Consider the following 25,767-nt stretch of genomic DNA (forward strand, 5'->3'; position numbering starts at 1 on the left):
TGCAAACGACAATCAGAACACCTTTCAACCAGTCACAGATGCAGAAATGCACCTGCGATTTTCTGCATTCAACGTTTTACCTCTCAGGAGGTGAGGCGTGAAGCAACAATTCCACCTCATCAACGAAAGCGTTAAGCAGAACGCTATCAACTTCATCCGCACGTTACCGGTTGACCAGAAGCGGCCGCTGATTCTCGACATCAAAGAGATGACTCGCACGCTGGATCAGAATCGCAAGATGTGGCCCCTCCTTAAAGACCTGTCTGACCAGGTTACCTGGTTCGGGAACAAATATGATTCCGACGACTGGAAAGATCTCATCACGGCGATGGTAGCTAAGGCCAAAAAACAAGAACAAAGAATGGCGCCCGGACTTGATGGAGGCGTTGTGATGTTTGGTCAGCGTACCAGCAAGATGACCGTTCGCCAGATGGTAGAGGTCATTGAGGCTATCTACTGGTTCGGCACACAGCAGGGCGTCAAGTTCAGCGAGAAATCCCGCCTCGAAATCGAATGGGCTAAAGAGTGGGGTGAGCAGCATGGCTAACCAAATGGATCGCGTCATGAATGGTCACATCTTTAAGGTGACGACACGTAGCAAGCGCAAGCAGGAACCAAGCCCATCAGAAATACCAACACTGCTCGGATATACCGCTGGTCTCGTTGATAAGAAATGGTTGCGCCTGGCGGCAAGGGGGAAGCGTGGCTAAGAAACCCCAGCGCCGCTGCAAAATCTGCCGGGCTAATTTCACCCCAGCATTCGAAAACCATCGTTGGTGCTGTCCTGAGCATGGCGCTGAATTTGCCACGCAGGAACTGGAGAAGAAGCGCGAAAAACAGGCGCAGGCTAATGCGAAGAAAGAGCGCGCCGAATGGCGTAAACGCAAAGCCTCGGTGAAGCCCCTCAGGCACTGGGAGGATATGACCCAGCGTGTCGTTAACGACTATATCCGCGAACGAGACTACGACTTGCCATGCATCAGTTGCGGCACTTTCGACACTGTTCAGTGGGAAGCCGGCCATTATCGTTCCCGTGGTAAAGCATCGCACCTGCGCTACAACGAGGACAACATTCACAAGCAGTGTCATCACTGCAACGTGCAGTTGTCCGGTAATCAGCAGCAGTACCGCATTGGCCTGGTAGAGAAAATTGGCGCTGAACGCGCCGAGGCGCTTGAAAACAACAATACCCCTCACCGATACACCATCGAAGAACTGGAAGGCATCAGGCGCCATTACAGCGCGCAACGCCGTGCGCTCATAAAACAACGGGAGGCCGCATGAGTCGCGACGTAATCGAACGCATCCGCGAACGCTGGCAAAAGCTACGCCTCTGCCGGCACCGTGGAACAGTAATGACCGATTATCGAATTTTGAAAAACTTTGTCCGCATTTATCAGTCTCTGGGAGAAACAGCATGAACCTCGAAAATACAGTGAAATACCACTTCGCGAAGTCCACGATGATTAGCGATTCTCCACGAGCAACGTCATCAGACTCATTAACCGGCACTGACATTATGGCTGCAATGGGCATGACGCAGGAACGTGCCGCAATGGGGTATAGCGCATTCCTGGGCAAGATGGGCATTAGCAACAATGACCGGGATCGGGCTATCGGACTATTGGCTGATTACGCGCTGACAAAATGCGATAAAGTTGCCTCGCTGCGCAAGCTCGCGCCGAACGTAAAACCCCGGGTTATCCAGATCCTCGCAGCGTTCGCCTTTGAAGATTATTCCCGTAGCGCTTCCAGCAAAAAAAAATGTGACTGCTGCTGCGGTTCCGGATTCATCGACGCGGAGGTATTCACCAACAAAGTATCGTATCCAGATGGGAAACCGCCAAAGTGGGTCAAGGTAACAAAGGGAATCTCGCCGTCGGACTGGGAAGAAGTAAAGTCTGTCCGGGAGCAGGTTCGGGTGCTTTGTCAAAAGTGCAAGGGAAAAGGGACTGTTAGTGCCTCCTGTAACGACTGCCACGGTCGAGGGAAGGTAGTGAACCAGGATGAGACCGAGAAGCAGGGTGTACCAGTCATGGACAACTGCAAGCGCTGTGGTGGTCGTGGGTATGAGCGAATCCTTTCCACTGCTGTGCACAGTGCCATTTGCCAGGTAACGGACGCCATCACCCTGGATACATGGAAGAAGTCTGTTAAACCGTTTTTTGACGAACTGATCACTAAATTCGATATAGAAGAGGCGTGGGCGGAGGGACAGCTCAAACAAATAACGCGCTGAGATATTTACTTTTCCCGAATTCGTGTTAATTTGTTCTAACGATGGGCATTGTATGTTCACCGTTGAAGAAGAATGTTTGAGCCTCGGCAAACGCCGGGGCTTTTTCGTTTCTTATAGCTATCGATTGACGGCCTTTTCTATTTGTGGTGTTCCCTGGTGGGATGCAGTGCTGGCCGACGTTATCAGTGCTTATGGCAATAAACGGACTCTACTTTGATGGTCGACTTTTCAATATCAGGGCTGAAAATAACTGAACTGGCTTTGTAATTAGGAAAGTAGAGGATGTAATTTGGCCCTATGAATCCGCTTATGTACGAGTAGGCTTCAACTTTTGCGAATTGTCCATCCCATGAGTAAGACGGGTCAGCTCCACGTATGCAGTCACCTTGTTGATATTTACCCTTGGGAATATCTGCTGCATATGACATAACGGATTGAAAAATAGCAACTATAAGAATTGAGATTTTAATGATTTTCATTGTCTGTTTTTAGTGTGAGTTTTGTACAAAAAAAGCCCGCATGGGCGGGCCAAGTAAAACAGCTAACATTATTATCAGGATGATAGGCATCCTGGGATGAGATTTTAGCATCTGAAACAATCCAGTCTACCTACCAGAATAACGAGGGTTGAGCATCTACGCAGCCTTTTTTATTTGTGACGTACTCAAGCGAGTTGCAGCGCAGGCCGAAGCAAAGACCTGTAAATCGGCTGAGCCGCAGTTACTGGCGGTCAATACCAAAACAGAGCGGCAGGAAATAAGCAGGCGTAGCGTCCTGGTGTCACAAACCCTTGACCATGAGGTTAATGCTTTGTTAACTTTTGGGTGTGGTGAATCCCCCTATGCGGAGGGGCGGAAACAGCATTGTATTTGAATCCTCAAGATTCACTCGTACCGCAAGTCACGGTGGCTGACCAACGACTTACCGGGAGGCACCCGGCACCACACCCCCTTATCTTAGCCCACGTTAACGCGTGGGCTTTTTTATATGAAATGTTCGCCATGGGGAGCCGGAGATAGTTAACAGGTGTAGGTTTCTGATGTCACTACGTATTGACCTGATAAATACCAACTTGTTAATTTATAATTGTGGTGAATCCCCCTGAGCGGAGGGGCGACCAGTCAGTTACAGAAATCCTGTAAATGCAGCGCGAGTCATGCCGGCTGGGGCGTGCTCACCGGGAGGCACCCGGCACCACACTGCTACTAAACATATTTAAGATTCATGGCGGGTTTACTGTTTACAGTTACCCTTCTATGTTTAAAGAACGTAACGGTAAAAAACAAATGCATCCTGGTAAATCGGTAGCTCGGACAATCAGGCGCGCTCTTACCGTTGCTCCTTGAAATGCCAACTTCAGCCCGCCTCTCTCAGCGGGCTTTTTTTCGCAATAAATACGGTACCTCGGCGAGCTGAGGAACAAATTATTTGAGGCTGCGCTTATGCGTGGCCTTTTCTTTTTCCCCTCAATTCTGAGAGGACTCACAGCAATAAGAGGGGGCTTAATGTCCGATCCTTTAACTGGTACCGGCCTGATTTTTGGCGGCGGTTTAATTGGTTCCGTCGTATATGGCGTTATCACTCATACCGATTTTGGTGTGGTATTTGGGGCTTTTGGCGGCGCGGTATTTTATGTGGCAACGACCGCAAACCTGACACGTGGAAGGCAAATAGCTTACTTCATGACGTCGTTTATTGTCGGTGTTCTGGCTGCAGGATTATTAGGCTCAAAATTTACTACCTGGACAGGCTATACAGACCGACCGCTAGACGCGCTCGGAGCGGTGGTGGCTTCAGCTATCACTATTAAGGTCCTAACTTTCATTAACAGCCAGGACCTGAGCAGCCTGTTTGGATTACTTTCCCGATTAAGGGGAGGAGGTTCGAGTGGTAATAAATGACCCGGCTGCGCTGGTCAATGCGGTGATATGTGCCGTTATAGTCTGCGCATTGATGTTTTATCAACGACACGGTGCCAGGCATCGGCCTGGTATCTCGATTCTTGCTTACTTGCTGGTGTTGATTTACGCGAGCATACCTTTCCAATTTATCTTTGGTCTTTATGTTCAGTCTCACTGGCTGGTGGTGCTGGCCAACGTGATGATATGTGCCGCTGTGCTGTGGGCACGGGGTAACGTGGCGCGTCTGGTCGATACATTGAGGCTCTAATGAATCAATCTCAATTTCAGGAGGCGGCAGGTATCAGCGCCGGGTTAGCTGCGCGCTGGTTTCCGCATATTACGGCCGCGATGAAAGAATTCGGCATCACTGGCCCCCTCGACCAGGCGATGTTCATTGCCCAGATGGGACATGAGTCCGGAGGCTTTACCCGGCTGGTGGAGAATCTGAACTATGCAGCAGATAGCCTTGTTCCTACGTTCGGTAAACACCGCATCACCGCCCAGCAGGCCGCCGCCCTCGGCAGAACGGCAACACAACCGGCCAATCAGCGAGCTATCGCTAACCTGGTGTACGGTGGCGAGTGGGGAAAAAGGAATCTCGGTAATCAGGTTGCCGGTGACGGGTGGAAATATCGCGGGCGCGGGCTGAAGCAAATCACAGGGTTAAGCAACTATCGCAAATGCGGTCTGGCGCTTAAACTGGTTCTGGTTAAGCAGCCGGAATTGCTGGAACAGGACGAAAATGCAGCGCGTTCCGCAGCGTGGTTCTTTGCCACCAGCGGATGCCTTGTGTATTCCGGCGATGTGGAACGTATCACGATCATCATTAACGGCGGTAAAAACGGTCTTGATGACCGCCGTCGCCGTTTCAATCTGGCAAAAGCCGTGTTGGTGTGAGGTCCTCATGGGCATTGAAATGATTATTGGCCTGGCTACTGCATTTCTGGCCATTGTCGCTGGCGTATTTGGGTTAGGCCATTCACGCGGAACCAGTAAGGCAGAAGCCAAAGCAGCGCAAGAGCGTACCGAAGAGAAAGCTGCCGCCAGTGTCGCTGCCGCAGAGCACAAAGTTGAAGTTACAGTAAGGGCTGACAATGTTCAGGAAACTGTTAAGCGTATGTCTGGTGACGATGTTGATCGGGAGTTGCGCGAACAATTCACCCGCCCCGGTAGTCGTTGATACTTCCTGTTACTGGGTACGAATCATCTACCTGACCGACCACGATATCGATGTGCTGGATAAGCAGACCAAGCGCGACATTCTGGCGCACAATAAATCGGTGCTAGCTAACTGCCAGAGCATCACCCCCTCTCAGCGAGTGAGATCAATGGCCTCATCCTTGAGGTCCACGGGTAAGTAAACGCAAGGTCTTTTATGTTATGGCTCTTTTAGCCTATAAGCCAGCTCAGAAACAACAAGCGTAAGCGGTAAATAACTCGAAAATATTTTCAGAGCAGTTCAGGTGCGATATCCTGGCAAATAACAAATCGATGAGAATGTCTATCTCATCTAAGGGTAGTGGGTAAATCTCCCGATACTGCTCACAAATAGCACTCTCTTGTTAAAACTTTGTGATAGGATCTGATCTTGTAAGGGCAATCACATGATATCGTGTGACGAAGTTTTGAACTAAGGAATGGCTGATTTAATGAGTTCGGAGTAATTGTGACGATTCACAGCGATTTGGAAGCTTACTTATTATTATTACTTAATATGTGGCCTGTATTGATAGTCGTTTGTATTGGGATGGCATTGGCGTTTTATGGAGTATACATGCGCAAGACAGCCATAATTTTAATCGTACTAGCAATAATTATTAGTGTATTAGGTTGGCTGTATGCCTGATTGTGGAAATATATTTTTCCTTATTTTTTTCGGTCGCTGATGCGGCCCTTTTATGGGCATTGATGTATCTAAGTCCACATTATTTATACCGGCTTTGTATAGAGCAAATAAAAAAAATAGCCCTGCTTTATGGGGGAGCAGGGCGAGATGTAACATGAATAAAGCAGTTATCATTTTGGTCCGAACTGACGTTATCACATTTTTCGGACATTTCAATGCACTGGATAAATCAGGTTCTAAATCCGGATGTTTCTTTTGCCAAGCAGTCTTTGAACAGAATTTTCTTTATGCCACTTCTGATGGATACTCTACTCTTACCAGAGGAACTGATTTAGTAAGCAATGTACACCTAAGGATTCTAACTCTTTTCAAACTTTGTAAACTGGGAGAGATATTGCCCCATTCTTTTGGCCGCATCTGTAGGTAGCTCATTTAGCTGATAGATAATACCGTTTTTAATTTGTGGGCTGAGCTGTGTAAACAGAATGGCGTACGCATGGCGCATAGCTTTCAGCTCTTCTCCTAATGCCTCCAAACTGGAGGTATCTACTTCATTTTCAACAGGTACGAATTCTTCTTTCATCATTTTTCCTTGCACGGAGATATTCAACCATTCCTCCGCTATTGATGTGTTCGTCAGTGTCCCACCACGGACGGGCTGAGTGTTAACCTTACACGCTGTGCTCTATCAGTAACACCCTGATGTTTAACCAGTACCTCGCATACGCGGGGCTTTTTAATGCGCATTGCACGCGCACATAAGAGAGTCTCTCCAAAGAATTACTCGAATTTCGCTACGTCCAAAACAAGATTGATTCTCAGGCCTGGTAATCTTCTGAGGCCGACAGCAAAGCAACATACAGCCACCAATACAAAGGCCACCTCCGGGTGGCTTTTTTAATGGTTGTTACCACAGGAAAATACCATGGCAAAACCGGACTGGGGCGAGCTTCAGAAACGGTTCCTGTCCGATCATGCCGCAACCGGCGTATCACCGAAGGATTGGTGTGAAACGCAGGGACTGAATTACGCTACTGCCCGCCGATATATCAAGAAACCCACTGCGCAAACTGCGCAAAAACCTGCGCAGAAGAAATTGCGCACTGCGCAAAAGGAAAAGTGCGCAGAAGAGCTGGTGGATAGCAAACTGAGTCCAAAGGTAAAGCGCTTCATTGCTGAATACCTCAAGGACAATAACGCTACTGCTGCCGCAGAGCGCGCGGGTTATAGCGACCCAAACTATGGCCGTCAGCTTCTAACGAATCCTAACGTTGCGCAGGCCATTGCGCAGCAGCAGAAAGCATCCATCGTGCGCACTCTGGGAAGTGCTGATGAAGTCCTTGAGCAAATGTGGCGGCTGGCAACGTTCGACGCCAATCAGCTTTCTCAGTATCGCCGCGGGAGCTGCCGCTACTGCTGGGGCTTCGGTCATCAGTATCAATGGCGTGATGCCGTGGAGTACGAAGAGAAGCGACTCGAAGCGCTTGAGCGAAAACGTCGCGAGCCTTTGGATGATGGCGGCTACGGTTACGACCACACCAGCGCACCTAACCCGGAATGTCCTCGCTGCAATGGTGATGGTATCGGCCAGCCTTTCTTCGCCGATACGCGCAAGCTGGCGGCGGATGCTGCGCTTGCCTATTCCGGTGTGAAGCTCGGGAAGAATGGCGTGGAGATTACCGCTATTAGCCGTGAGCGAATGTACGAGGCGGTTATGAAACGTCTCGGCCTGGCTGATAGCGAGTTCGCCCAGCGCCTGCAGCAGATTGAAATCGAGCGCCGGCAACTGGAGGTCGAAAAATTACGCAAAGAGCTGGCTGCTGACCCTGAGGATGACGAACCAACGCCAGTTGCAATCAATATCAACGTAGTCGATGCACGAGTGAGGGAAGAGGATGGCGATAGCACCGACGCTTAACATCCCTCAGGCCAAATTCCTTGCAATGCAGTACAAGTTTAAGGCCTACGTCGCCGGCTTCGGTTCTGGCAAAACATGGGTCGGTTGTGGTGGTATCTGCAAAGGGATGTGGGAACACCCCAAAATCAACCAGGGTTACTTTGCGCCAACGTATCCGCAGATCCGTGACATCTTTTATCCCACTGTTGAGGAGGTGGCCTACGACTGGGGACTGAATGTTAAAATCAACGAGGGAAACAAAGAGATTCACTTCTACGCCGGGCGCCAGTACCGAGGAACGACGATTTGCCGCTCGATGGAGAAACCGCAAACCATCGTTGGTTTTAAAATCGGTAATGCGCTGATTGATGAGCTGGACGTAATGCCCGCGAAAAAGGCGCAGTTAGCCTGGCGAAAAATCATTGCTCGTATGCGTTACAACGTGGCCGGTCTTCGTAACGGGATCGACGTCACCACTACGCCGGAAGGGTTTAAATTCGTTTATCAGCAGTTCGCAAAGGCTGTACGCGATAAGCCTTCGCTCTCAACGCTGTACGGCCTGGTGCAGGCCTCAACGTTCGACAACGAAAAGAATCTGCCACCGGACTATATCCCGTCGCTGATGGAGTCATACCCGCCAGAACTGATCAAGGCTTATCTCCGTGGCCAGTTCACCAACCTTACCAGCGGGACGATTTACCATCAGTTTGATCGTAAGCTGAATAACTGCCGGGAGGAAGAACAACCCGGTGAGCCGCTGTATATCGGTATGGATTTCAACGTCGGGAAGATGGCCGGGATTGTTCATGTATTACGTCTGGGGCTTCCATTTGCGGTTAATGAAATCGTGAAGGCTTACGACACACCTGACATGATCCGCATCATCAAAGAACGGTTCTGGCTGTACGACGGCAACGATTATCGTAAGGTGCGGGAAATCTATATTTACCCGGACGCTTCCGGCGATTCCCGCAAATCCAGCAATGCCAGCGCTACGGATATCGCCCAGCTTAAGCAGGCCGGCTTCAATGTTGTTGTTAATGCATCAAACCCGCCAGTGAAAGACCGCATCAACGCGATGAATGCCATGTTCTGCAATGGTAACGATGAACGTCGCTACAAAGTGAATGTAAAGCGGTGCCCGGTGTACACCGAGTCGCTTGAGCAACAGGTTTGGGGTGAAAACGGTGAGCCGGATAAAACGGCGGATAACGATCACCCCAACGATGCCGGTGGGTATTTCATTGTGAAGCAATTCCCGATCATTAAACCGACTGGAAAAGTCACCCAACTGCGGATGTAAAACCATGCCTGATATTTCAACGCCCAACCTCGACTATAACGACATGGTTGAGGCATGGGATATTAATGATGCGCTGATGGGCGGCACACTGGAAATGCGCCGGCAGGGCAAGAAGTATCTCCCGAAATGGCCGAACGAAGATCCTCAAAGCTATAAGGAGCGTTTAGCTTCGGCAACGTTACTACCTGCCTATGAAGAGGCCATTAAACAAAACATCGGGCGAGTGTTTGCTGAGCCGACAGTATTGAGTGAGGGCTCTCCTGAACAAATACGGGAGTTGTCGCCAGATATTGATATGGAAGGAAACCGGCTCGATGTCTGGGCACAGCAATTTTTCAGCATCGGATTCCAGTATGGTTTGGTACATGCGCTGGTGGATTTCCCGAAAATTGACCCGGAGGCAGTAAAAACTAAAGCCGACGAAAAAGCCGCGGGATCCCGCCCCTATGCCACGATGCTTAATCCTCGCCAGGTCATTGGCTGGAAATCGAAAGTGGTTAAAGGGAAAGTGGTGCTCACCGATCTGCGTATCAGAGAGGTCATCATTATTGATGGCGATGATTACGGGCAAACGAAAGTTGAGCAAATACGCCATATCATGCCGGGCAAGGTTGAAATTTATCGCCGAAATAAAGGTGATAACAGCGAAAGCCAGTGGCAGATCCACGACGAGTGGGAAACCAGTCGCGATGATATTCCGCTGGTGACGCTTTACACGAAACGCACAGGCTTTATGCGCGGTTCACCTCCACTGCTTAATCTCGCTTTACTGAATATCAAGCACTGGCAGAGTCAGAGTGAACAGGACAACATCCTGCATGTCGCTCGTGTGCCGTTGCTGGTGGCTTACGGTCTGGCTGATGGCGAAACATTGACGATAGGTTCTTCCTCTGCGACTCGTTTCGATGACCGCCAGCGGCAGGGACTGGAATATGTCGAGCATACCGGGGCTGCGATTGAAGCCGGTAAGATTTCCCTTGAGGATCTGGAAAACCAGATGCGTCAGGCCGGCGCAAAATTGCTGCGCGCGGAAAACACATCGACTAAATCCTTAGACCAGACTCACGAAGAGCGGATGCAGGAGAATTCACCTCTCTACACCATGGCAAGCTCGCTTGAGGATGCGCTCGATAATATCCTGCAGATTATGGCGGAATGGCTGGGCGAGAAAGAAGGCGGCAATGTCGATGTACGCACCGAACTGGATGTTTCAGCCCAGACGTTTGATGCCGCAGCTGCAACGGCTGTTCAGTCGCTCCGTCAGGGTGGTGATATACGTCAGGTCGATGCTGTTCGCGTTTTGCAGTCCCTCAAATTTATCGATCCGGACGCGAAGCCCGAAGAGGTAATCGACGAGTTGCGGAATCAGCAGGTCACGCTTGCTGGCGGACTGAGTAATCCGGGTGGTGCAAATGGCAACGGCGAATGACAAGCTTAAGGATGAATCGATATCCCATGCGATATGGGGAGCGCGATACAGCACCAGCGTTGCAAACAGGATGATAAAAATCCTGAATGACAGCGATGCGGAACTGACAGCCAGATTACTGGTGGCGATGGATAGCCTGGATGCTGAAAGCTTTACCGTGTCGCGACTGGAAGCGCTGCTCGTTAGTGTCAGAGCTCTCAATCGTGAGGCTGTGCAGTCAATGTACGCGGGACTATCTGATGAGCTGCAGCAACTCGCTCAGCACGAAGCCGGTTTTCAGATGAGCCTGTTCCAGTTTGCGATCCCCGACGATGTTCTATCGCTTCATCCACTGGTGGGCATTTCGCCGGATGCCGTTTACGCCGCGGCGATGGCTCAGCCGTTTCAGGGGCGCCTGCTTTCGGAGTGGGCAGATAACCTTGAAGCTGACAGGATGGCTAGAATATCCAATACAGTGCGGCAGGGTTTTCTCCTGGGCGATACCCATGAGCAAATCGCCAGAAAGGTCCGGGGTCATGCTAACCGTGGCTATCAGGATGGCGCGCTGCAGATGAGCCGCACCAATGCTGGCAGTATCGCAAAAACGGCTGTAGGGCATCTTGCTTCGACGGCCAGGAAAACCTTTGCAGATGCGAACGATGACCTTTTGAAGGGTAAGCAGTGGTTATCCACTTTGGATAACCGTACATCAAAAGACTGTCGGATTCGCGACCGCCTCAAGTACACACTGGATAACAAGCCGATCGGCCATAAGGTGCCGTATCTGCAGGGCCCCGGAAAAATCCATTTCTGCTGTCGCAGCGTCGAAACCTACATCCTGAAATCGTCTGATGAGCTCGGTATTGCTGTAGGGCAAATATCCGATAGCTCACGTGCCAGCATGGACGGGCAGGAGCCTTCGGATACCGATTATCAGGGCTGGTTCTCGCGCCAGTCGTTCACGCGTCAGTCCCAGATCGTTGGCGTAACCCGGGCCCGGCTGATTCGTGACGGCGGTATGTCGCCCGATGATTTCTACAACGACAAGGGCGAATGGCTGACTCTGGAGCAACTGCGTAACCTGGATGCTCAGGCGTTCAGCAACGCCAGACTTTAAAGCTATTTAAGTCTTCAATCAGGCTGCCTCCGGGCGGCCTTTTTTTATTGCCGTGATCCGGATGGTGAGCGGTGCAACGGTCGGATGACCCCGAAAAGGTAACCACATGAAACTGAAAACAGTCGAAGTTAACGGCAAAAGCTATGCAGAAGTCGATGCCAGCGGTTTACCCGTCTACGTCCACGATGACGGCCAGGAAGTTGGTTTTGATGCTGTGCAGGCCGTTGGGAAAATCTCCTCTCTGAATGGCGAGGCAAAATCTCATCGTGAAGCCAAAGAAGCAGCTGAAGCCAGTCTGGCTAAGTTTGCCAAAATCGGTGATCCGGCGAAGGCACTCGAAGCACTGGAGATGATGACTAAAATCGACCAGAAAAAACTGATCGATGCAGGCGCCGTTGATCAGGTTAAAGCGGATATCACCAAATCCTTCCAGGCGCAGCTTGATGAAGCTACACAGCGTGCGACGACCCTAGAAGGCCAGCTCTATCAGGAAATGATAGGCGGCCGGTTCTCTGGCTCGAAATTCATCGCAGATAAAGTGGCAATTCCGGCAGATATGCTTCAGGCGCGGTTCGGTCAGTCCTTCAAAGTCGAGGACGGCAAAGTCGTTGCCTATGATGGCTCTGGCAACAAAATTTATTCCCGCTCTAAACCGGGCGAGCTGGCAGCCTTTGATGAGGCGCTGGAGTTTCTGGTGGAGCAGTACCCACAGAAAGACCACATTCTGAAGGCCAGCGGCAACCAGGGCGGCGGCTCTCGCCAGTCTCAGCATTCACTCGGGCAGAAAACGATGAAACGCGATGCGTTTACCAGTTTGAGCCCGACAGATCAGCAATCAACTCTCAAAGACGGTATCACCATCGTCGATTAATTCTTTGCCAGCCGCCGGATGGCAGCTGGTGCCGGAGCTGGATAGCTCAACCAACCCTATATTTTAATCTCCAAGGAATCCATACACATGGCTAATACGCTTACCGGGTTGATCCCGACTATCTTCACGGCTCTGGATACCGTATCTCGCGAACAGGTCGGTTTTATCCCAGCTGTATCGCGCAATGCGAAAGCTGATGCTGCGGCGAAGGACCAGACTGTTACTGCGCCGGTTGCGCCACCGGCAACCACTGTTGATATTACCCCGGGGGCCACTGCGCCAAATGACGGCGACCAGACGATCGGTACCGTTGATGTCAAAATCACCAAATCCAAAATGGCCCCGGTCAAATGGAACGGTGAAGAACAACTAGCGCTGGGGCCCGCAGGGACATACAACACCATCCTGGCGGATCAGTTCAAGCAAGCGTTCCGTGCACTGGCAAATGAGATGGACTCGGATATCGCGGCTTTGTATTTCTCTTCCTCCCGCGCTGTCGGTACGGCTGGTACTGCTCCATTCGGGATTGCTGGCGATCTGTCTGATGCGGCAAATGCCCGTCAGGTATTGTCCGATAACGGCTCCCCGACTACCGATTTGCAGATGGTCCTTGGTTCCTCTGCGATTGCTAACCTCCGCGGTAAACAGTCAGTTCTGTTCAAAGTGAACGAATCTGGTACCGATGCGCTGCTGCGTGAGGGTATCGTGGGTCGTCTGGAGGGATTCAACATCCACGAATCTGCCCACGTCAAAAAACGTGTAGCATCGGCCGCTGCTGATTATCTGGTGAATGGCGCAAAATCTGAGGGTGACATCCTGATCGCGATTGATACCGGTACAGGCGCTTTCGCAGCAGGTGACATTGTGACGTTCGATGGGGACAGCAACAAATACCTCGTTGCTGCAGCTACTGCTACCACTATTACCCTGGCGGCACCGGGCTTGCGTCAGGCGCTGGCGGATAACTCCGCGATTACTACCGTAGGTGGATATACCGCAAACATGGCATTCGACCGTAACGCGTTCCTGCTGGCTGCGCGTACTCCGGCAATGCCGCAGGGCGGTGATACTGCGGATGACGTCATGAACGTTACTGACCCGGTGTCAGGCATCACTTATCAGGTGGCGCTGTACCGTCAATACCGTCAGGTGCGCTACGAAGTTGGTCTGTCCTGGGGCGTAGCGGCAGTGAAAACTGAGCATTCGGTTCTGCTGTTGGGTTAATTATCGGGGGCTTCGCCCCCTTTTTTTAGTGGAGGGCTTATGGCCGGATTAACCAAAGAGCAGCGTGCTGAACGTGCTGCAGCAAAACTTGCGACCGTGCAGGTTGACGCCAATACTCCTGCACAGCAGGAACAGCAGCTGGTGGCGATGATTACCGATTTCCCGGCATTCCCCGGCGCTCCTAATACCGCCAACGTTCACCCTGATGAAGTTGAGAACTGGAAGGCGCACGGCTGGAAAGAAATGGAGTGATGCATGATCAGTTTCATCACTGTTGAAGATGTCAATTCGATTCTCGGTGCCACTTGGGCGGATGAAAGCAAGAAAGCCAAATCTGTGCTGATGGCTAATACCTGGATGAATGGACTTAACCTGAAAATGCCGTGTGATAAGGCAACTCAAGAAACCATCATTCCTGACGATGTAAAACAGGCTGGCGCCTATGCGGCGCTGGCGGCGGCAAATGGTGGGCTGTATCAGCAGAAAACTGATTCTGGCGTGCTCCTCAGCAAGACGGTGGATGCCGACGATGTCAGCGTTTCGAAGACCTTCGCAGAACTCGCTACCAACAGCTCGGCATTGCTTGGTTCTGATCTGCAGCTGGCGCTTGCAATGCTGAAGCCATATGGCGTTAGTCAGTCTCAGGTGCGGCTGGTAAGGGGGTGATATGGGGATTCGTGACGAGTTGCAGACTGAAGTTGCCGCGGCATTTAATACCGACCTGCAGGATGCTGTTAAGGATTTCACTGGAACATACACCGTTCGAAGTGACTGGGACCCGGTTACGGAAACCGGCACTGAAACGCAGGTGACTTACTCAGGACGCGGAGTGCTGGCGCGCTATAAACTCCGCCGCATCGATGGCGTTAACATCCTTCATGGTGATGTGAAACTCACTGCCCTCGTTAATGAGGTAACCGACAAGCCTGCGGTTGAGCACATCATCACGGCACCTGACCCGATTACTGGCGTACTCCAGCGCTACGAGGTCATCACCGCTTCTGCCGACTCTGCTGGCGCTGCGTACTCCATTCAACTGCGCAGGGCGTGATATGGCTAAGGGCTGGAACATTGACCCGGCGGCATTCGCCGGCTTGGTGGAAGACGATGTGAGGTTACGGCAGAGAACTATCGCCATTCAGCTGCTGAATGAAATCGTTCAGCGATCGCCTGTAGGTAACCCGGAACTGTGGGCCATCAACGCCACTGCGGTGCAGTACAACAAAGCGGTAGGTGAATGGAACGAATCTCTTTATGCCGATCCTGCCAACCTGACAAAGACAGGCCGTCTCAGAAAGAAAGTCCGTGTTAACGATGGCATGGATATCCGGCGTCCGGCTGAGTATCGCGCAGGAACTTTCCGGGCGTCACACTTTGTCAGTATTGGAGAACCAGATCATTCAATACCATCAGAGCCTGACCCGCGGGGAACGATGACATTCCTCAACGGGAAAAATATCATCAATCAGGCGCCGGCCTACTCGGTGATTTACATTCAGTCAAACCTCCCTTACTCCGTACCTCTGGAGAATGGCCACTCTACGCAAGCGCCGACAGGCGTCTATGCCGTCTCATTTAATGGTGTGATTCAGGCCTACAAATGACCCTCACAGAAATAAGAAACGTTGTCATCAGACGAATGACGACGCAGACCGCTATTGCCCAAGATGCGGTGGACTACCCAAACGGTCCTGTATTCGATCCCAGCGGTCGAAAAATCTGGGCGCGTCTTACTGACATCCCCGGACAAGCAGGTGCTAACGAAATTGGAGCGGGGCCGACTGTCCACCGAACAGGGGTTCTCATCATCCAGCTTTTCGTCCCTGTTGGTTCAGGCACTCTGCAGCTGACTCAGGCTGCCGACAAATTAACGCAACTCTTCGAGTTTCAGGACGACGGAGCGCTGAGTTATTTCGCCGTATCTGCCATCCCGGCAGGTGAAACCGATGGCTGGTCACAGCTCAATCTTCAAATCCCTTATCGCGCTCTGTAGCGCACAATCAACAGGAGGCTCCTGTGAGTTCAGGCGCAAAAGTAGTAACCGCGTTTATTCGCGAAACCACACCGGGAGAGACACCCTCTGCTGGTGTCTGGAACCTGTTACGCCGTTCGTCGTTCGGGCTGATGCCAACGCAGAACACCAACGATAACGATGAAATCGGCGGTGACCGTATGGCGCAGGGCGTTTCCCGTGGCACGATTGATGTCGGCGGTGATGTCGGCACCAAATTTCGCTGGAATCAGCATGATGATTTTCTGGCGAGCTGTTTCGGAGCGGATTGGCTCGATAATGTGCTGACGATGGGCAACAACCGCATTACTTTTTCAGTTTCTTCATACGCTGATGATGTAGGGATCGCGCAGATTGCCCGCGGTTGCCAGGTTGCCACTTTCCAGATTGAAATCCCGAATGATGGCGACATCACTGCGACCATTACCTTCGCCGGGCTAGACTGGGAAACCAAAGCCGACGATACCAGCTATTTCACTAACCCGGTGGATGGTGCTGGCGCGCTGCGCTATTCGTTTAAGGAAGTGACAGGCCTGAGTCTGAACGGGGTGGCGGGTGGTGCCGGCTTCTGTGTGGATACGTTTAATATCCAGTTTGATAACAACATGCAGACTCAGCGTTGTATCGGTACCGGCTCAGCATTTGCTGGCGCAAACATTCCGACGACCTTTACACCGTCAGGCCAGATCACGCTGTCATGGTCCAAGGCGGCCTGGGATATTTATAAAAAAACCTTCACCGGCGAAACGGTGCCGTTTACCTTCACGCTGGAGAACGCCGAAGGCGCTTATACCTTCAGCTTCCCTGAAGTGCAGATTTCTGGCGACTGGCCGGACGCCGGGAATACTGACATCGTACAGGTTCAGCTCGATATCACCGCCGCCAATACGCCGCCATCCCTTACCCGCGCGCCAAAAGTACCGGCGACAGCAATCAGTGTTGCGCCAGCCACTTCAAATGGCGCTGTCGGCTCTACGGTGACATTAACCGCCACGCTTACGCCTGCTGATTCAACAGATATCGTCCAGTGGACGTCATCTGATCCTGCGATTGCCAGCGTAGTTTCTACCGGGCAAAAAACGGCGAAAGTGACCCGCAATGCAGCCGGGAACGCCACGATCACCGGGAAGGCTCGCACCTTTACAGCAACGTCTGAAATCACTGTGACCGCACCTTAATTTCCCTGACCCGTTCCGCAGAACATCGCGGTTCGGGCTTTTTATGGAGTCTGTATGCTGATTATTTCTTCTCAACTTGATCTGAGTGGCGAGCGTTGGTTTTTCCCTTTTAAAAAGCCTGATGGCCGTAAAAAGAAATACACACCGGAAGAAGAAGCACTGTTTAAACTCCGCCTGCTGGTGGCCAGCAGCGAGAATCCACAGTACCGCTCACGTAATGCGCTGGTGCGGCGCCATATCGACAAAATGGACGCGAGCTATCAGGTCGGTACCGACGCTTTCGATCTCGCCAGCGTGGGTGACATTGACTCAATTGATGACCTGCTCATCGATAACTGCGCGCGCTTCCTTTTGAAAGACTGGGAGGGAGTAGGTGAGCTGGTGGATGGTATTGAGAAGGCTGTAGCGTATACGCCAGAACTTGGCGTCGCGTTACTGAAGCAGAACCCCGCGTTGTATTGGCTGATTCTGGCAGAGGCTGCGAACATAGCTCAGGGTAAGGAGCAGCAGACTCAGGAAACCGTAAAAAAGCCCTAGAGGCGCAGGCGTGGCTAAAGGAGTTCGGGGGCGAAAGGGGAGATAAGGCTAAATGGCGTCGGGAGCAATTGAACCTTCCGCCGATTCCTGAGCCAGAAATTGATGCAGTAACAGGGGAGATCCTCAATGCCTATGCCATGATATCGCGCAGCAGGAAATATGCTGGCATGGCCGGAGTACCGCTCCCATTATCCCTGAATGATATTGAGCTATATCTGGCATCGCGCACGATCCTGATTGACCGCACCGAGTTTGACGCCGCAATCCTGGCGCTCGACGATGCGTGGCGTGATGAGTGGGCCGAAGAGCAGAAAAGACAAGAAAAAGTGAAGTAGTCATATCATTGTCTGCTCATATCCATGTGTTAGGATGTTTCCGATTGTAATCATAGGAAGCATAAAATGAAGAAACTAATGATGGTAATAGCTGGGATGTTTATTATTTCTGGATGCGCTACTAAGCAGTATCCGCAAGCTCCATCCGTTACGAGCGAAGAGTCTGCTGCGTTAGATTGCGCAGCAATTAAGCAGGAGATAGCTAAAACTCACAGTATTCAGAACGAAATCGAAACTACAGGTCAGTTTGATGGGCGTACCGTATTGGGAGCTTTGGGAGATTTCGGTATCGGTAATGGTATGGCCAAAAGTGAAGCGCGTAAAAAGGCGCAGGCACGTCTTCAGCAGCTTGAATCTCTTAAAACAGTTAAGTGTTCAGATAGCAAAGTCTCAGGTTAATTCTGGCTGCCATTGTCTCTGTTTCAATAATCGCAACAATTATCATATATCGACAGTAATTGTTTATTAAAAATCTAACCTCGCCCCGGCGGGGTTTTTTATTGCCCGGAGATCGCTAAATGACAGAACAAACCTCCCGCCTTGCCATTGTTATTGATAGCTCTGGAGCAGAGAAACAGGCCGATAATCTCGCAACTGCACTGGTAAAAATGACTCAGGCTGGAGACCGTGCTGCTTCGAGCGCTGGCAAGGTGACAAAGGCTACGGACGAAGAAAAGCAGGCTCTATCTGAACTTCTCGATCGTATTGACCCGGTGAATGCTGCCCTGAATAAGTTGGACAAACAACAACAGGATTTGGCGAAGTTCAAATCGAAAGGGATGGTAGATACAGATACATTTGAGCTTTATTCAAAGCGAATTGAAGAGACTCGTAACAAATTAACCGGCTTTTGTGACGACTTGAAAAAAACTGGGCAGTCTGCTGCCCAGACAGCTTTTGCAATGCGCATGATTCCCGCTCAGATGACGGATATCGTAGTCGGACTTTCTACAGGCCAATCCCCTTTTATGGTGCTTATGCAGCAGGGTGGGCAGTTAAAAGATATGTTTGGCGGTATTGGGCCAGCTATTAAGGGAGTTGGTACCTATGTTATGGGGTTGGTTAACCCTTTTACGATTACTGCCGCAGCTGTTGGTGTTCTTGGTCTTGCTTACTATAAAGGCGCTCAAGAGCAGGACGAATTTTATAAATCCCTCGTATTAACTGGTAATCAGGTAGGGAAAACATCCGGTCAACTTGCTGATATGGCTGCTCGTGCAGGAGCTGTTGCTGATTCAACCACCGGGAAAGCCGCTTCAACGTTAAATCATTTAGTTTCATCTGGAAAAGTCGCAGGCGATTCACTGGAGCGTGTAACAACTGCAGTCATAAAAATCAGTGACGCGACAGGAATAGCCACTGAAAAACTTGTGAGTGACTTCAACGATATTGCAGCTGATCCGGTTGCGGCCATTACTAAACTAAACGACCAATACCATTTTTTAACTCTGGCAACCTACAACCAGATTAAGGCCTTGCAGGATGAAGGGAATCAGCAAGAGGCGGCACGCGTAGCGACCGATGCGTACGCCAATACCATGCAGCAGCGTGCAAATGATATTCATCATAATCTAGGCCTTCTTGAAAGCGCCTGGGACTCGTTGGGGAAAGCAGCTAAAGGTGCATGGGATGCGATGCTCAACATTGGGCGCGAGCAGACCCTACAAGACAAGTTAAGTACCTTAAATGAAAACATTGCCGAGGCGCAGAAAGGTCAGGCGGAAGGAGGTTTTTGGAACGGGTTAAATGCTCGGTTTAGTAACCTTCCGGAGATGCTCAAACAACGGGATGCTATTCAATCGCAAATTACAGCGGAAGATACGCTAAATGATATTTTGTCAGATCATGACAAAGCAGAACAAAAGCGCATTAAAACTCAGCAGGAAGCGGATCGAGTTAACCTTCAATACTTGAGCAATGCTGATAAGCGAAATAAAGCTATTAAGCAGCAGAGTGAGTTCTTGAAGGCTGGCGCTATCACGGCAGACCAGTACGCTAAAAATGTTTCTCGTATTAACGAGATGTATAAAGATCCAAAAGCACCAAAGATCGCGAAGACGCCTCAAGGAAAAGCCTACGCAGAGGACGCAGCAACTCGGCTTCTTGACCAGATACACCAGCAGACTGCCGCGATGCAGTCCCAGTTGGATGCCAGCGATAAACTTAATAGCGCTACGCAGGCACGGGTTAAGTTCGAACAGCAGATCGCTGACCTCAAATCTAAAACGCAACTAACCGCCGACCAGAAGTCGATTCTTTCCCGTTCTGACGAAATATTGCAGGCCTATAAGCAGCAGGAGGCTTTGCAGAGTTCAGTTAAAACGCTGGATGACTACCGGAAAATGCAGGAGCAAATTGCACCAAAGGAATTGCGCCAAAATGAGACGTTGCAAAAACGCCTCGAAATTCTTCAGAAGATGGTTGAGCTGAAGAAACTGACGCCGGAGGCTGCAGGGAAGCAGGCGAGCGACCTGATTGGTAAATCAGTGCTGCCTGATTCCGTTATATCAGGTGTGAACAAGGCCGGTGGTACGCTGACGTCTGGAGCAACCAATAGTGACCTGTCAGGGCAGGGATTGAACATGATAGGGCTGCAAATAGATCCGCAGCTTGAGGTTATCGAAAAGCTGAAGCAAGCCCAGACTGATTATGCTTCCTGGCTGAACCAGCAGCAGCAGGCGATCACACAAAGTACTTTACTGAATGAGCAGCAGAAGCAGCAGCAATTGCTGGCTCTCCAACAGCAAGGACAGCAGAACCAGCAAGCACTAAGCACCGCAGTTTATGCCGCACAGATGCAATCAGCGCAAAATTCTTTCTCCAGTATCACCGATTCGATGGGGGCGATGTTCGGCGAGCAATCTGTAATGTATAAAGCGGCATTTGTTACGCAAAAAGCTTTTGCGCTTGCTCAGGCGGCTGTTCAATTGCCAATGGCAATGGCGCAGGCGCTTTCAAGCCAGCCATTCCCATACAACTTAGCAGCAATGGCTACTGTTGCAGGCCTCATGGCTACAATAACGTCCAGCATCTCCAGTGCTGCCGCCGTCGGCTTTGCTTCTGGTGGATATACTGGCTCAGGCGGAAAGTATCAGCCAGCGGGTATTGTTCATAAAGGGGAGTACGTTTTCGACCAGGAGTCTACAAATCGAATCGGCGTGTCACAACTTGAGGCGTTACGGAACGGCAAGCCACTTGATGCCACATTGGGGCGTTCGGGGTTTGGGACTGGCGTTCAGAACGTTAGCAACAGCCAGCAAACGACCATCATCCGCCCCACAGTCACGGTTCCTCCAATAACCATCAATGGAAATCCTTCTGACGCGACTGTGCTGCTTGTACAGCAGGCTACTCGTGAAGGAGCAAAACAAGGTTACCAGCAGGTTGCTAACGATCTGGCAAAAGGGGTTGGCCAAGTGCACAAGGCATTAACTGGGGGGTATAACACTGGACGGAGAACAGGGTAATGGCTGAAATATTTTATCCGCATGACTATCTCCCTATGCCTTTACAAGAAGGCTATGGATTCCAGCCAGTCAGCCCTTTGAAACGAACTCAACTCACCACAGGCCGGGCGAGACAACGCAGGGCGTATACCTCGACTCCCACGGAAGCGACTGTATCCTGGTTTATGGAGAGCGATGTTCAGGGGCTAACGTTTGAATCGTGGTACCGCGATGCGCTCTCTGATGGTGCGGCCTGGTTCATGATGAAGTTGCAAACCCCCGCAGGCATAAAATTCTACAAATGTCGTTTTACGGATATCTACCAGGGGCCAGTGCTGGTGGCTCCCATCTACTGGCGGTATTCGGCGACGCTGGAGTTATGGGAGCGTCCACTATTGCCTCCGCCGTGGGGTAACTACCCCGGGTGGATAGCAGGTAGTTCACTGCTTGATATCGCATTAAACAGGGAGTGGCCAAAGCATGACGGTGCTTAACCGGCTTTATGCCAGCAGCGGATCGGAAGTCATCATTGAAACGCTGCAAATCAATATCGGTTCGACGGTGCATTATTTCTGCCAAGGCTACGACGATATTACAGCGACGACCGAAAATGGCTCTGTTATAACCTTTTCAGCCGCAGCTATCGATATCGCCATCCCGGCCAGAAACAGCGACGGTACACAGGATTTGCAGTTCGCTATCAGCAACATAAACGGAGAGGTGAGTACGGCTATTCGTGATGCGCTGGCCAGCCTGACAAACGCCTCTCTGACTTACAGGCAATATGTCTCTACAGATTTGAATGCCCCGGCTTCTATGCCGTATACGCTAGCTATCAAATCGGGCTCCTGGACGGCGCTGCAGGCGCAAATTACCGCGGGCTATATGAACGTTCTCGATACCGCCTGGCCGAGATTCCGTTACACCCTTAATGAGTATCCCGGCCTGCGTTACATGAGTTGAGGTTTCCCCATGTTTGAACCTGATAAATACCTTTCGGTCACCTGGCTGAAGGGCGGTCGCTCTTTTCCCAAACTCGACTGTTTTGGCATCGTGAATGAGATACGCCGAGATCTTGGGCTACCTGAATGGCCTGACTTTGCAGGTGTGACCAAAGACGGCGGCGGCCTTGATAAAGAAGCCAGAAAAATGATGTTGCAGCTTGAGCGTTGTGAGCCCTGCGTCGGCGCTGGCGTGGCGTGTTATTCGGGAACAATGGTCACCCATGTGGGGATTGTTGTTGAGCTGAACGGGTTGCTGCAGGTAGCGGAATGTAACCCCGGCTCGAACGTTTCTTTTATGCCGGTCTGGAAATTTAAACGGCGATTTATCAAGGTGGAATTCTGGCGATGACGATCTGTATTTATCCCTCCCGGTTACCTGGCGGACCACTGGAAACCCATCAGCACGCACGGACGACTCTGCATGAGTGGATGCAGAGGAATGTCGAAAATTATGATCCCGGAATGCCGCAGCCAATAAGCGTTGAAATTGATGGCGTGCCCGTCGAATCAGAGGAATGGCCGCGGTGCGAACTGGTACCAGATACTGACGTAAAGATTTACCCCGTTCCTTACGCAGCAGGCTTTGCTATAGCGGCTCTAGTCGTAGCGGTAGCAGCTGCGGCATATTCTATCTACATGATGAATAACCTCGACTCAGGAGGATATGGTTCATCAACAGGGAAATCCTTGGATTTAAATCCGGCAAAATCTAATACGGCCAAATTGGGCGATCCTATTCGGGAATTATTCGGGCGTGCGCGGGTTTATCCGGATTATGTTGTTCAGCCGGTCAGTCGTTTTAACCCTGATGACCCAACCAGAATGACAATAGAGATGTTGGTCTGCGTGAGTCGTGGAAATGTGGCATTTGCCAACGGCGATATCAGGATTGGTTCGACGCCTATTTCCGCCCTGGGTGATTCATTCTCCTGGACACTGTATCCGCCGGGAGCAAATGTTTCAGGTGATCGCCGCAGTGAAAACTGGTTCAATTCTACCGAGGTGGGCGGAACGTCCAGCGGCAGCGGACTTGATATGGCGCAGACGGCGCCGGATTCATCCGATATTACCGCCGACAGCATGACCGTTTCAGGATCGTCAGTTTCGTTCACCGGGCTGAGTGATGATGATGGCGATGATTCTCTGCCTGAGTCCTGGGTGGAAGGTGCGCTGGTGACTATCATCGCGCCGACCAACTACCTGATCTCTTCTTCATCGGGTTACAGCGTCCTGTTCAGTGACACGCTGACTGAGATTAACCCCTTTGCCGGCATGCCCGTTGCGCTGGAAATTAACGGGGCGGAATATGATCTCTTTATCGCGACGTTCACGCCCAAACAGGATGCTGTTCCGGGTGTGGGGGGATCGGCTGCTTCTTTGCGTGCAAGTGCAGCACCAACAACCTATGATTTTTCGACTAACAGCCAGACGTTTAACCTGACCTGGCTGGCGACAACTTATACCGTTTCGCTTATCGCCAACTACGGCAATATGTCTGGCCTGCTGGCGGCAATCAATGAAGCGATCGCCGGGTCTAATCTGGTAGCGCAGGATGATGGCGGGGTTGTTCGCATCGTTGAGAAGTCCAGTCCGTGGCTGGGCGGCAGTATTATCGCCTCATCACTCCCGGCTTCTGTGTTCGGGGATAACCCGACGTTTACAGATGGAACCGTATCCAGCGGCGGCAGCCCGGCGATCACCGCCAATGTCACCCTTGCGTATGGCTGCGGCACCGGCGCGGCATTCTCCGGCATTCCTGAGGGTACACAGCGATTATCACTTTCGCACCGCGGTAATGAATACCGTATCGCATCCACTGACGGTACGACCGCAACGGTTCAGCGTATGGTGAATGGCACCATTGATGCAACCTGGCCTGGCTTTTCACCCAGGACAATGATCGATTACCAGGCGACAGGGATTAACGACAGTAATACGTGGATGGGGCCATTTCTGGCTTGTCCTGATAATGAGGTAGTTGATGCCTTTGAGGTCAACGTTTCTTTCCCTGGTGGGTTATGTGGATTTGATAACAAAGGGAAAAAACGCGTCCGTCATACCGGGGTGGATATTCAGTACCGAACCTATGGAAGTGGCGGCGGCTGGCAGACCGCATCATTCCAGTATGAAAACAAAAACGTTAATGCCCTCGGTTATACGCACAGAATCACGCTAAGCACTCCTGCGCTGGTTGAAGTCCGGATGCGCCGCCAGAATGAGCAGGGCAGCAATAATGCGCGTGACTCGATGTACTGGCAGTCGTTGCGTGGCCGTTTGCTTAACCGTCCAGCCTCTTACGCAGGTGTTTCGCTAATGGGTGTGACGGTCGAGACTGGGGGCAAACTGGCGGCGCAGTCCGATCGGCGCGTAAACGTTGTGGCCACGCGAATTTATGATAATGGCGCTCCGCGGCGTATCTCCAGCGCGCTGTTTCATGTCGGTAATTCGCTCGGGCTGGCGATGGACACCGAAGCCATTAATGCCCTTGAGGCAACCTACTGGACCCCGAAAAATGAGTATTTCGACTTCGCGACAGGCGACAGTGTCTCCGCGCTGGAAATGCTGCAGAAGATCACCACAGCGGGGAAATCGTATTTCCTGCTGAGTGATGGGCTCGCATCTGTAGGCAGGGAAGGGATTAAGAACTGGTCCGGCATTATCAGCCCGCATGAAATGACCGAAGAGTTACAGACCACCTTCTCGGCGCCGTCCGCCGATGATTACGATGGTGTGGATGTCACTTATATCAATGGCACGACGTGGTCAGAAGAAACGGTGCAATGCCGGACTCCGGATAACCCCACACCGAGGAAAATTGAGAGTTATACCCTCGATGGGGTGCTGGACCCGAACCGCGCCTATCAAATCGGCATGCGCCGCCTGATGAAATACCTCTATCAGCGGCTGGGCCATAACACGACAACAGAACTGGATGCGCTGGTCTATCAGTATGGCGACCGCATTCTGCTGACGGATGACATTCCGGGAAATAAAACGGTAAGTAGTCTGGTTATGGATATGGCCACATCTGGCGGTCAAACGGTATTTACCGTCTCCGAGCCGCTGGACTGGTCCTTTGAAAACCCGCGCGCAATTCTGCGTTACCAGGATGGTTCGGCCTCCGGGCTGCTGGTGGCCACCTTTGTCGGGGATTATCAGTTGTCCGTTCCGTGGCAGGCTGCTTTTGATGAAATTCTGCTGGACGATCCGAGCATTGAGCCACCGCGGCTGGTGTTCTGCAGCTCAACGCGCAGTGTCTACGATGCCATTTTTGAGGAGATAGCCCCGCAGGCGGACGGAACCTGCCAGGTGACGACAAGGCAATACAGCGACATTTTCTACCAGTACGACGACGCCAACTACCCCGGCAGCGTCTCTTAAAACCAAAAATTTCCCCGATTAACTTTCTTTCGCTCAAACCCTCGTTTGGGCGAAGCCTCTTTTTGGAGC

General features: G+C 51.3%; 32 protein-coding genes. 31 read left to right on the forward strand and 1 reads right to left on the reverse strand.

The features are described from left to right. Positions 1-97: 97 nt before the first annotated feature. From ABLV78_RS09630 to ABLV78_RS09680, 11 genes are all read left to right on the forward strand, one after another. Positions 98-547, forward strand: coding sequence for a recombination protein NinB (locus ABLV78_RS09630; RefSeq protein WP_058674576.1), 450 nt, complete (start codon positions 98-100; stop codon positions 545-547). After that, complete coding sequence (locus tag ABLV78_RS09635; protein WP_165430667.1) at positions 540-710, forward strand: NinE family protein; 171 nt, start codon at positions 540-542, stop codon at positions 708-710. Before ABLV78_RS09630 ends, ABLV78_RS09635 begins: the two co-directional genes overlap by 8 nt. Then, the gene (locus ABLV78_RS09640) at positions 703-1,284 is read left to right on the forward strand and encodes a recombination protein NinG (RefSeq protein ID WP_165430666.1); all 582 of its coding nucleotides are present in this window, start codon (positions 703-705) and stop codon (positions 1,282-1,284) included. The genes ABLV78_RS09635 and ABLV78_RS09640 overlap by 8 nt, the downstream gene beginning before the upstream one ends. Next, positions 1,281-1,421 (forward strand): YlcG family protein, encoded by a 141-nt coding sequence (locus tag ABLV78_RS09645; protein WP_047063145.1) that lies wholly within the window; start codon positions 1,281-1,283, stop codon positions 1,419-1,421. Before ABLV78_RS09640 ends, ABLV78_RS09645 begins: the two co-directional genes overlap by 4 nt. Further along, positions 1,418-2,239, forward strand: coding sequence for an antitermination protein (locus tag ABLV78_RS09650; RefSeq protein ID WP_165430665.1), 822 nt, complete (start codon positions 1,418-1,420; stop codon positions 2,237-2,239). Before ABLV78_RS09645 ends, ABLV78_RS09650 begins: the two co-directional genes overlap by 4 nt. 52 nt (positions 2,240-2,291) lie before the next feature. After that, entirely contained in the window at positions 2,292-2,456 is a 165-nt protein-coding gene (locus tag ABLV78_RS09655) for a hypothetical protein (protein ID WP_165430664.1), read from the forward strand. A 1,288-nt stretch (positions 2,457-3,744) separates the two neighbouring features. Further along, a complete protein-coding gene (locus ABLV78_RS09660; RefSeq protein WP_023282495.1) occupies positions 3,745-4,140 on the forward strand; it encodes a phage holin family protein in 396 nt (131 codons plus the stop codon). Further along, positions 4,127-4,408, forward strand: a complete 282-nt coding sequence (locus ABLV78_RS09665; protein WP_047047338.1) for a phage holin family protein — start codon at positions 4,127-4,129, stop codon at positions 4,406-4,408. The genes ABLV78_RS09660 and ABLV78_RS09665 overlap by 14 nt, the downstream gene beginning before the upstream one ends. Beyond that, entirely contained in the window at positions 4,408-5,037 is a 630-nt protein-coding gene (locus ABLV78_RS09670; protein ID WP_165430663.1) for a glycoside hydrolase family 19 protein, read from the forward strand. Before ABLV78_RS09665 ends, ABLV78_RS09670 begins: the two co-directional genes overlap by 1 nt. Positions 5,038-5,044: 7 nt before the next feature. Beyond that, the gene (locus ABLV78_RS09675; RefSeq protein ID WP_165430662.1) at positions 5,045-5,320 is read left to right on the forward strand and encodes a hypothetical protein; all 276 of its coding nucleotides are present in this window, start codon (positions 5,045-5,047) and stop codon (positions 5,318-5,320) included. Next, positions 5,271-5,501: a hypothetical protein gene (locus tag ABLV78_RS09680; RefSeq protein WP_228279837.1), complete on the forward strand. Its 231-nt coding sequence runs from the start codon at positions 5,271-5,273 to the stop codon at positions 5,499-5,501. The genes ABLV78_RS09675 and ABLV78_RS09680 overlap by 50 nt, the downstream gene beginning before the upstream one ends. 843 nt (positions 5,502-6,344) lie before the next feature. Here the strand turns inward: ABLV78_RS09680 and ABLV78_RS09685 are convergent. Next, positions 6,345-6,572, reverse strand: coding sequence for a hypothetical protein (locus ABLV78_RS09685; protein WP_165430661.1), 228 nt, complete (start codon positions 6,570-6,572; stop codon positions 6,345-6,347). A 339-nt stretch (positions 6,573-6,911) separates the two neighbouring features. Between ABLV78_RS09685 and ABLV78_RS09690 the strand changes: the two genes are divergently transcribed. From ABLV78_RS09690 to ABLV78_RS09785, 20 genes are all read left to right on the forward strand, one after another. Further along, positions 6,912-7,904, forward strand: coding sequence for a terminase small subunit (locus ABLV78_RS09690; protein WP_165430660.1), 993 nt, complete (start codon positions 6,912-6,914; stop codon positions 7,902-7,904). After that, positions 7,882-9,186, forward strand: a complete 1,305-nt coding sequence (locus tag ABLV78_RS09695; protein ID WP_165430659.1) for a terminase large subunit domain-containing protein — start codon at positions 7,882-7,884, stop codon at positions 9,184-9,186. The genes ABLV78_RS09690 and ABLV78_RS09695 overlap by 23 nt, the downstream gene beginning before the upstream one ends. 4 nt (positions 9,187-9,190) lie before the next feature. Next, a complete protein-coding gene (locus tag ABLV78_RS09700) occupies positions 9,191-10,615 on the forward strand; it encodes a DUF4055 domain-containing protein (protein WP_165430658.1) in 1,425 nt (474 codons plus the stop codon). Next, complete coding sequence (locus ABLV78_RS09705; RefSeq protein ID WP_165430657.1) at positions 10,599-11,711, forward strand: phage minor head protein; 1,113 nt, start codon at positions 10,599-10,601, stop codon at positions 11,709-11,711. Before ABLV78_RS09700 ends, ABLV78_RS09705 begins: the two co-directional genes overlap by 17 nt. 106 nt (positions 11,712-11,817) lie before the next feature. Then, positions 11,818-12,582, forward strand: coding sequence for a DUF6651 domain-containing protein (locus tag ABLV78_RS09710; RefSeq protein ID WP_047041399.1), 765 nt, complete (start codon positions 11,818-11,820; stop codon positions 12,580-12,582). A gap of 87 nt (positions 12,583-12,669) precedes the next feature. Beyond that, complete coding sequence (locus ABLV78_RS09715) at positions 12,670-13,806, forward strand: major capsid protein (RefSeq protein ID WP_015705696.1); 1,137 nt, start codon at positions 12,670-12,672, stop codon at positions 13,804-13,806. 39 nt (positions 13,807-13,845) lie between these two features. Next, on the forward strand, positions 13,846-14,058 hold the full coding sequence (locus ABLV78_RS09720) for a hypothetical protein (RefSeq protein ID WP_015705695.1): 213 nt from the start codon (positions 13,846-13,848) through the stop codon (positions 14,056-14,058). A gap of 3 nt (positions 14,059-14,061) precedes the next feature. Further along, positions 14,062-14,472, forward strand: coding sequence for a hypothetical protein (locus ABLV78_RS09725; RefSeq protein WP_015705694.1), 411 nt, complete (start codon positions 14,062-14,064; stop codon positions 14,470-14,472). A 1-nt stretch (position 14,473) separates the two neighbouring features. After that, the gene (locus ABLV78_RS09730) at positions 14,474-14,857 is read left to right on the forward strand and encodes a hypothetical protein (protein ID WP_015705693.1); all 384 of its coding nucleotides are present in this window, start codon (positions 14,474-14,476) and stop codon (positions 14,855-14,857) included. 1 nt (position 14,858) lies between these two features. After that, positions 14,859-15,410: a hypothetical protein gene (locus tag ABLV78_RS09735; protein ID WP_015705692.1), complete on the forward strand. Its 552-nt coding sequence runs from the start codon at positions 14,859-14,861 to the stop codon at positions 15,408-15,410. Then, a complete protein-coding gene (locus tag ABLV78_RS09740; RefSeq protein ID WP_015705691.1) occupies positions 15,407-15,799 on the forward strand; it encodes a phage tail terminator-like protein in 393 nt (130 codons plus the stop codon). The genes ABLV78_RS09735 and ABLV78_RS09740 overlap by 4 nt, the downstream gene beginning before the upstream one ends. A 23-nt stretch (positions 15,800-15,822) precedes the next feature. Continuing rightward, on the forward strand, positions 15,823-16,995 hold the full coding sequence (locus ABLV78_RS09745; RefSeq protein ID WP_087877415.1) for a phage tail tube protein: 1,173 nt from the start codon (positions 15,823-15,825) through the stop codon (positions 16,993-16,995). A 54-nt stretch (positions 16,996-17,049) separates the two neighbouring features. Further along, positions 17,050-17,532 carry a phage-derived protein YdaY family protein gene (locus ABLV78_RS09750; RefSeq protein WP_015705689.1) on the forward strand — a complete coding sequence of 161 codons (483 nt, stop codon included), beginning with the start codon at positions 17,050-17,052 and terminating at the stop codon, positions 17,530-17,532. Positions 17,533-17,600: 68 nt separating this feature from the next. Further along, positions 17,601-17,867 carry a hypothetical protein gene (locus ABLV78_RS09755; protein ID WP_223848501.1) on the forward strand — a complete coding sequence of 89 codons (267 nt, stop codon included), beginning with the start codon at positions 17,601-17,603 and terminating at the stop codon, positions 17,865-17,867. Positions 17,868-17,933: 66 nt separating this feature from the next. Further along, positions 17,934-18,266, forward strand: coding sequence for a lipoprotein (locus ABLV78_RS09760; protein WP_015705687.1), 333 nt, complete (start codon positions 17,934-17,936; stop codon positions 18,264-18,266). Positions 18,267-18,385: 119 nt separating this feature from the next. Continuing rightward, positions 18,386-21,334, forward strand: coding sequence for a phage tail length tape measure family protein (locus ABLV78_RS09765; RefSeq protein WP_047047186.1), 2,949 nt, complete (start codon positions 18,386-18,388; stop codon positions 21,332-21,334). After that, the gene (locus tag ABLV78_RS09770; RefSeq protein ID WP_015705685.1) at positions 21,334-21,807 is read left to right on the forward strand and encodes a membrane protein; all 474 of its coding nucleotides are present in this window, start codon (positions 21,334-21,336) and stop codon (positions 21,805-21,807) included. Before ABLV78_RS09765 ends, ABLV78_RS09770 begins: the two co-directional genes overlap by 1 nt. Next, positions 21,794-22,276 (forward strand): DUF1833 family protein, encoded by a 483-nt coding sequence (locus tag ABLV78_RS09775; protein ID WP_015705684.1) that lies wholly within the window; start codon positions 21,794-21,796, stop codon positions 22,274-22,276. Before ABLV78_RS09770 ends, ABLV78_RS09775 begins: the two co-directional genes overlap by 14 nt. 9 nt (positions 22,277-22,285) lie before the next feature. After that, positions 22,286-22,666, forward strand: a complete 381-nt coding sequence (locus ABLV78_RS09780; RefSeq protein WP_047047189.1) for a hypothetical protein — start codon at positions 22,286-22,288, stop codon at positions 22,664-22,666. Beyond that, positions 22,663-25,698 (forward strand): host specificity factor TipJ family phage tail protein, encoded by a 3,036-nt coding sequence (locus ABLV78_RS09785; protein WP_059355791.1) that lies wholly within the window; start codon positions 22,663-22,665, stop codon positions 25,696-25,698. Before ABLV78_RS09780 ends, ABLV78_RS09785 begins: the two co-directional genes overlap by 4 nt. Positions 25,699-25,767 lie beyond the last annotated feature (69 nt).

Source organism: Klebsiella sp. CN_Kp075 (assembly GCF_040065055.2).
Taxonomy (GTDB): Bacteria; Pseudomonadota; Gammaproteobacteria; order Enterobacterales; family Enterobacteriaceae; genus Klebsiella; species Klebsiella aerogenes.

What these genes read in the sequence shown, in the direction of transcription:
- ABLV78_RS09685 (WP_165430661.1), bottom strand. Translation starts at nt 6,572, where the DNA reads ATGATGAAAGAAGAATTCGTACCTGTTGAAAATGAAGTAGATACCTCC.
- ABLV78_RS09775 (WP_015705684.1), top strand. Translation starts at nt 21,794, where the DNA reads ATGACGGTGCTTAACCGGCTTTATGCCAGCAGCGGATCGGAAGTCATC.
- ABLV78_RS09740 (WP_015705691.1), top strand. Translation starts at nt 15,407, where the DNA reads ATGACCCTCACAGAAATAAGAAACGTTGTCATCAGACGAATGACGACG.
- ABLV78_RS09660 (WP_023282495.1), top strand. Translation starts at nt 3,745, where the DNA reads ATGTCCGATCCTTTAACTGGTACCGGCCTGATTTTTGGCGGCGGTTTA.
- ABLV78_RS09735 (WP_015705692.1), top strand. Translation starts at nt 14,859, where the DNA reads ATGGCTAAGGGCTGGAACATTGACCCGGCGGCATTCGCCGGCTTGGTG.
- ABLV78_RS09730 (WP_015705693.1), top strand. Translation starts at nt 14,474, where the DNA reads ATGGGGATTCGTGACGAGTTGCAGACTGAAGTTGCCGCGGCATTTAAT.
- ABLV78_RS09675 (WP_165430662.1), top strand. Translation starts at nt 5,045, where the DNA reads ATGGGCATTGAAATGATTATTGGCCTGGCTACTGCATTTCTGGCCATT.
- ABLV78_RS09765 (WP_047047186.1), top strand. Translation starts at nt 18,386, where the DNA reads ATGACAGAACAAACCTCCCGCCTTGCCATTGTTATTGATAGCTCTGGA.
- ABLV78_RS09715 (WP_015705696.1), top strand. Translation starts at nt 12,670, where the DNA reads ATGGCTAATACGCTTACCGGGTTGATCCCGACTATCTTCACGGCTCTG.
- ABLV78_RS09710 (WP_047041399.1), top strand. Translation starts at nt 11,818, where the DNA reads ATGAAACTGAAAACAGTCGAAGTTAACGGCAAAAGCTATGCAGAAGTC.
- ABLV78_RS09700 (WP_165430658.1), top strand. Translation starts at nt 9,191, where the DNA reads ATGCCTGATATTTCAACGCCCAACCTCGACTATAACGACATGGTTGAG.
- ABLV78_RS09705 (WP_165430657.1), top strand. Translation starts at nt 10,599, where the DNA reads ATGGCAACGGCGAATGACAAGCTTAAGGATGAATCGATATCCCATGCG.
- ABLV78_RS09760 (WP_015705687.1), top strand. Translation starts at nt 17,934, where the DNA reads ATGAAGAAACTAATGATGGTAATAGCTGGGATGTTTATTATTTCTGGA.
- ABLV78_RS09670 (WP_165430663.1), top strand. Translation starts at nt 4,408, where the DNA reads ATGAATCAATCTCAATTTCAGGAGGCGGCAGGTATCAGCGCCGGGTTA.
- ABLV78_RS09690 (WP_165430660.1), top strand. Translation starts at nt 6,912, where the DNA reads ATGGCAAAACCGGACTGGGGCGAGCTTCAGAAACGGTTCCTGTCCGAT.
- ABLV78_RS09635 (WP_165430667.1), top strand. Translation starts at nt 540, where the DNA reads ATGGCTAACCAAATGGATCGCGTCATGAATGGTCACATCTTTAAGGTG.
- ABLV78_RS09780 (WP_047047189.1), top strand. Translation starts at nt 22,286, where the DNA reads ATGTTTGAACCTGATAAATACCTTTCGGTCACCTGGCTGAAGGGCGGT.
- ABLV78_RS09720 (WP_015705695.1), top strand. Translation starts at nt 13,846, where the DNA reads ATGGCCGGATTAACCAAAGAGCAGCGTGCTGAACGTGCTGCAGCAAAA.
- ABLV78_RS09770 (WP_015705685.1), top strand. Translation starts at nt 21,334, where the DNA reads ATGGCTGAAATATTTTATCCGCATGACTATCTCCCTATGCCTTTACAA.
- ABLV78_RS09650 (WP_165430665.1), top strand. Translation starts at nt 1,418, where the DNA reads ATGAACCTCGAAAATACAGTGAAATACCACTTCGCGAAGTCCACGATG.
- ABLV78_RS09785 (WP_059355791.1), top strand. Translation starts at nt 22,663, where the DNA reads ATGACGATCTGTATTTATCCCTCCCGGTTACCTGGCGGACCACTGGAA.
- ABLV78_RS09645 (WP_047063145.1), top strand. Translation starts at nt 1,281, where the DNA reads ATGAGTCGCGACGTAATCGAACGCATCCGCGAACGCTGGCAAAAGCTA.
- ABLV78_RS09680 (WP_228279837.1), top strand. Translation starts at nt 5,271, where the DNA reads ATGTTGATCGGGAGTTGCGCGAACAATTCACCCGCCCCGGTAGTCGTT.
- ABLV78_RS09655 (WP_165430664.1), top strand. Translation starts at nt 2,292, where the DNA reads ATGTTCACCGTTGAAGAAGAATGTTTGAGCCTCGGCAAACGCCGGGGC.
- ABLV78_RS09725 (WP_015705694.1), top strand. Translation starts at nt 14,062, where the DNA reads ATGATCAGTTTCATCACTGTTGAAGATGTCAATTCGATTCTCGGTGCC.
- ABLV78_RS09695 (WP_165430659.1), top strand. Translation starts at nt 7,882, where the DNA reads ATGGCGATAGCACCGACGCTTAACATCCCTCAGGCCAAATTCCTTGCA.
- ABLV78_RS09750 (WP_015705689.1), top strand. Translation starts at nt 17,050, where the DNA reads ATGCTGATTATTTCTTCTCAACTTGATCTGAGTGGCGAGCGTTGGTTT.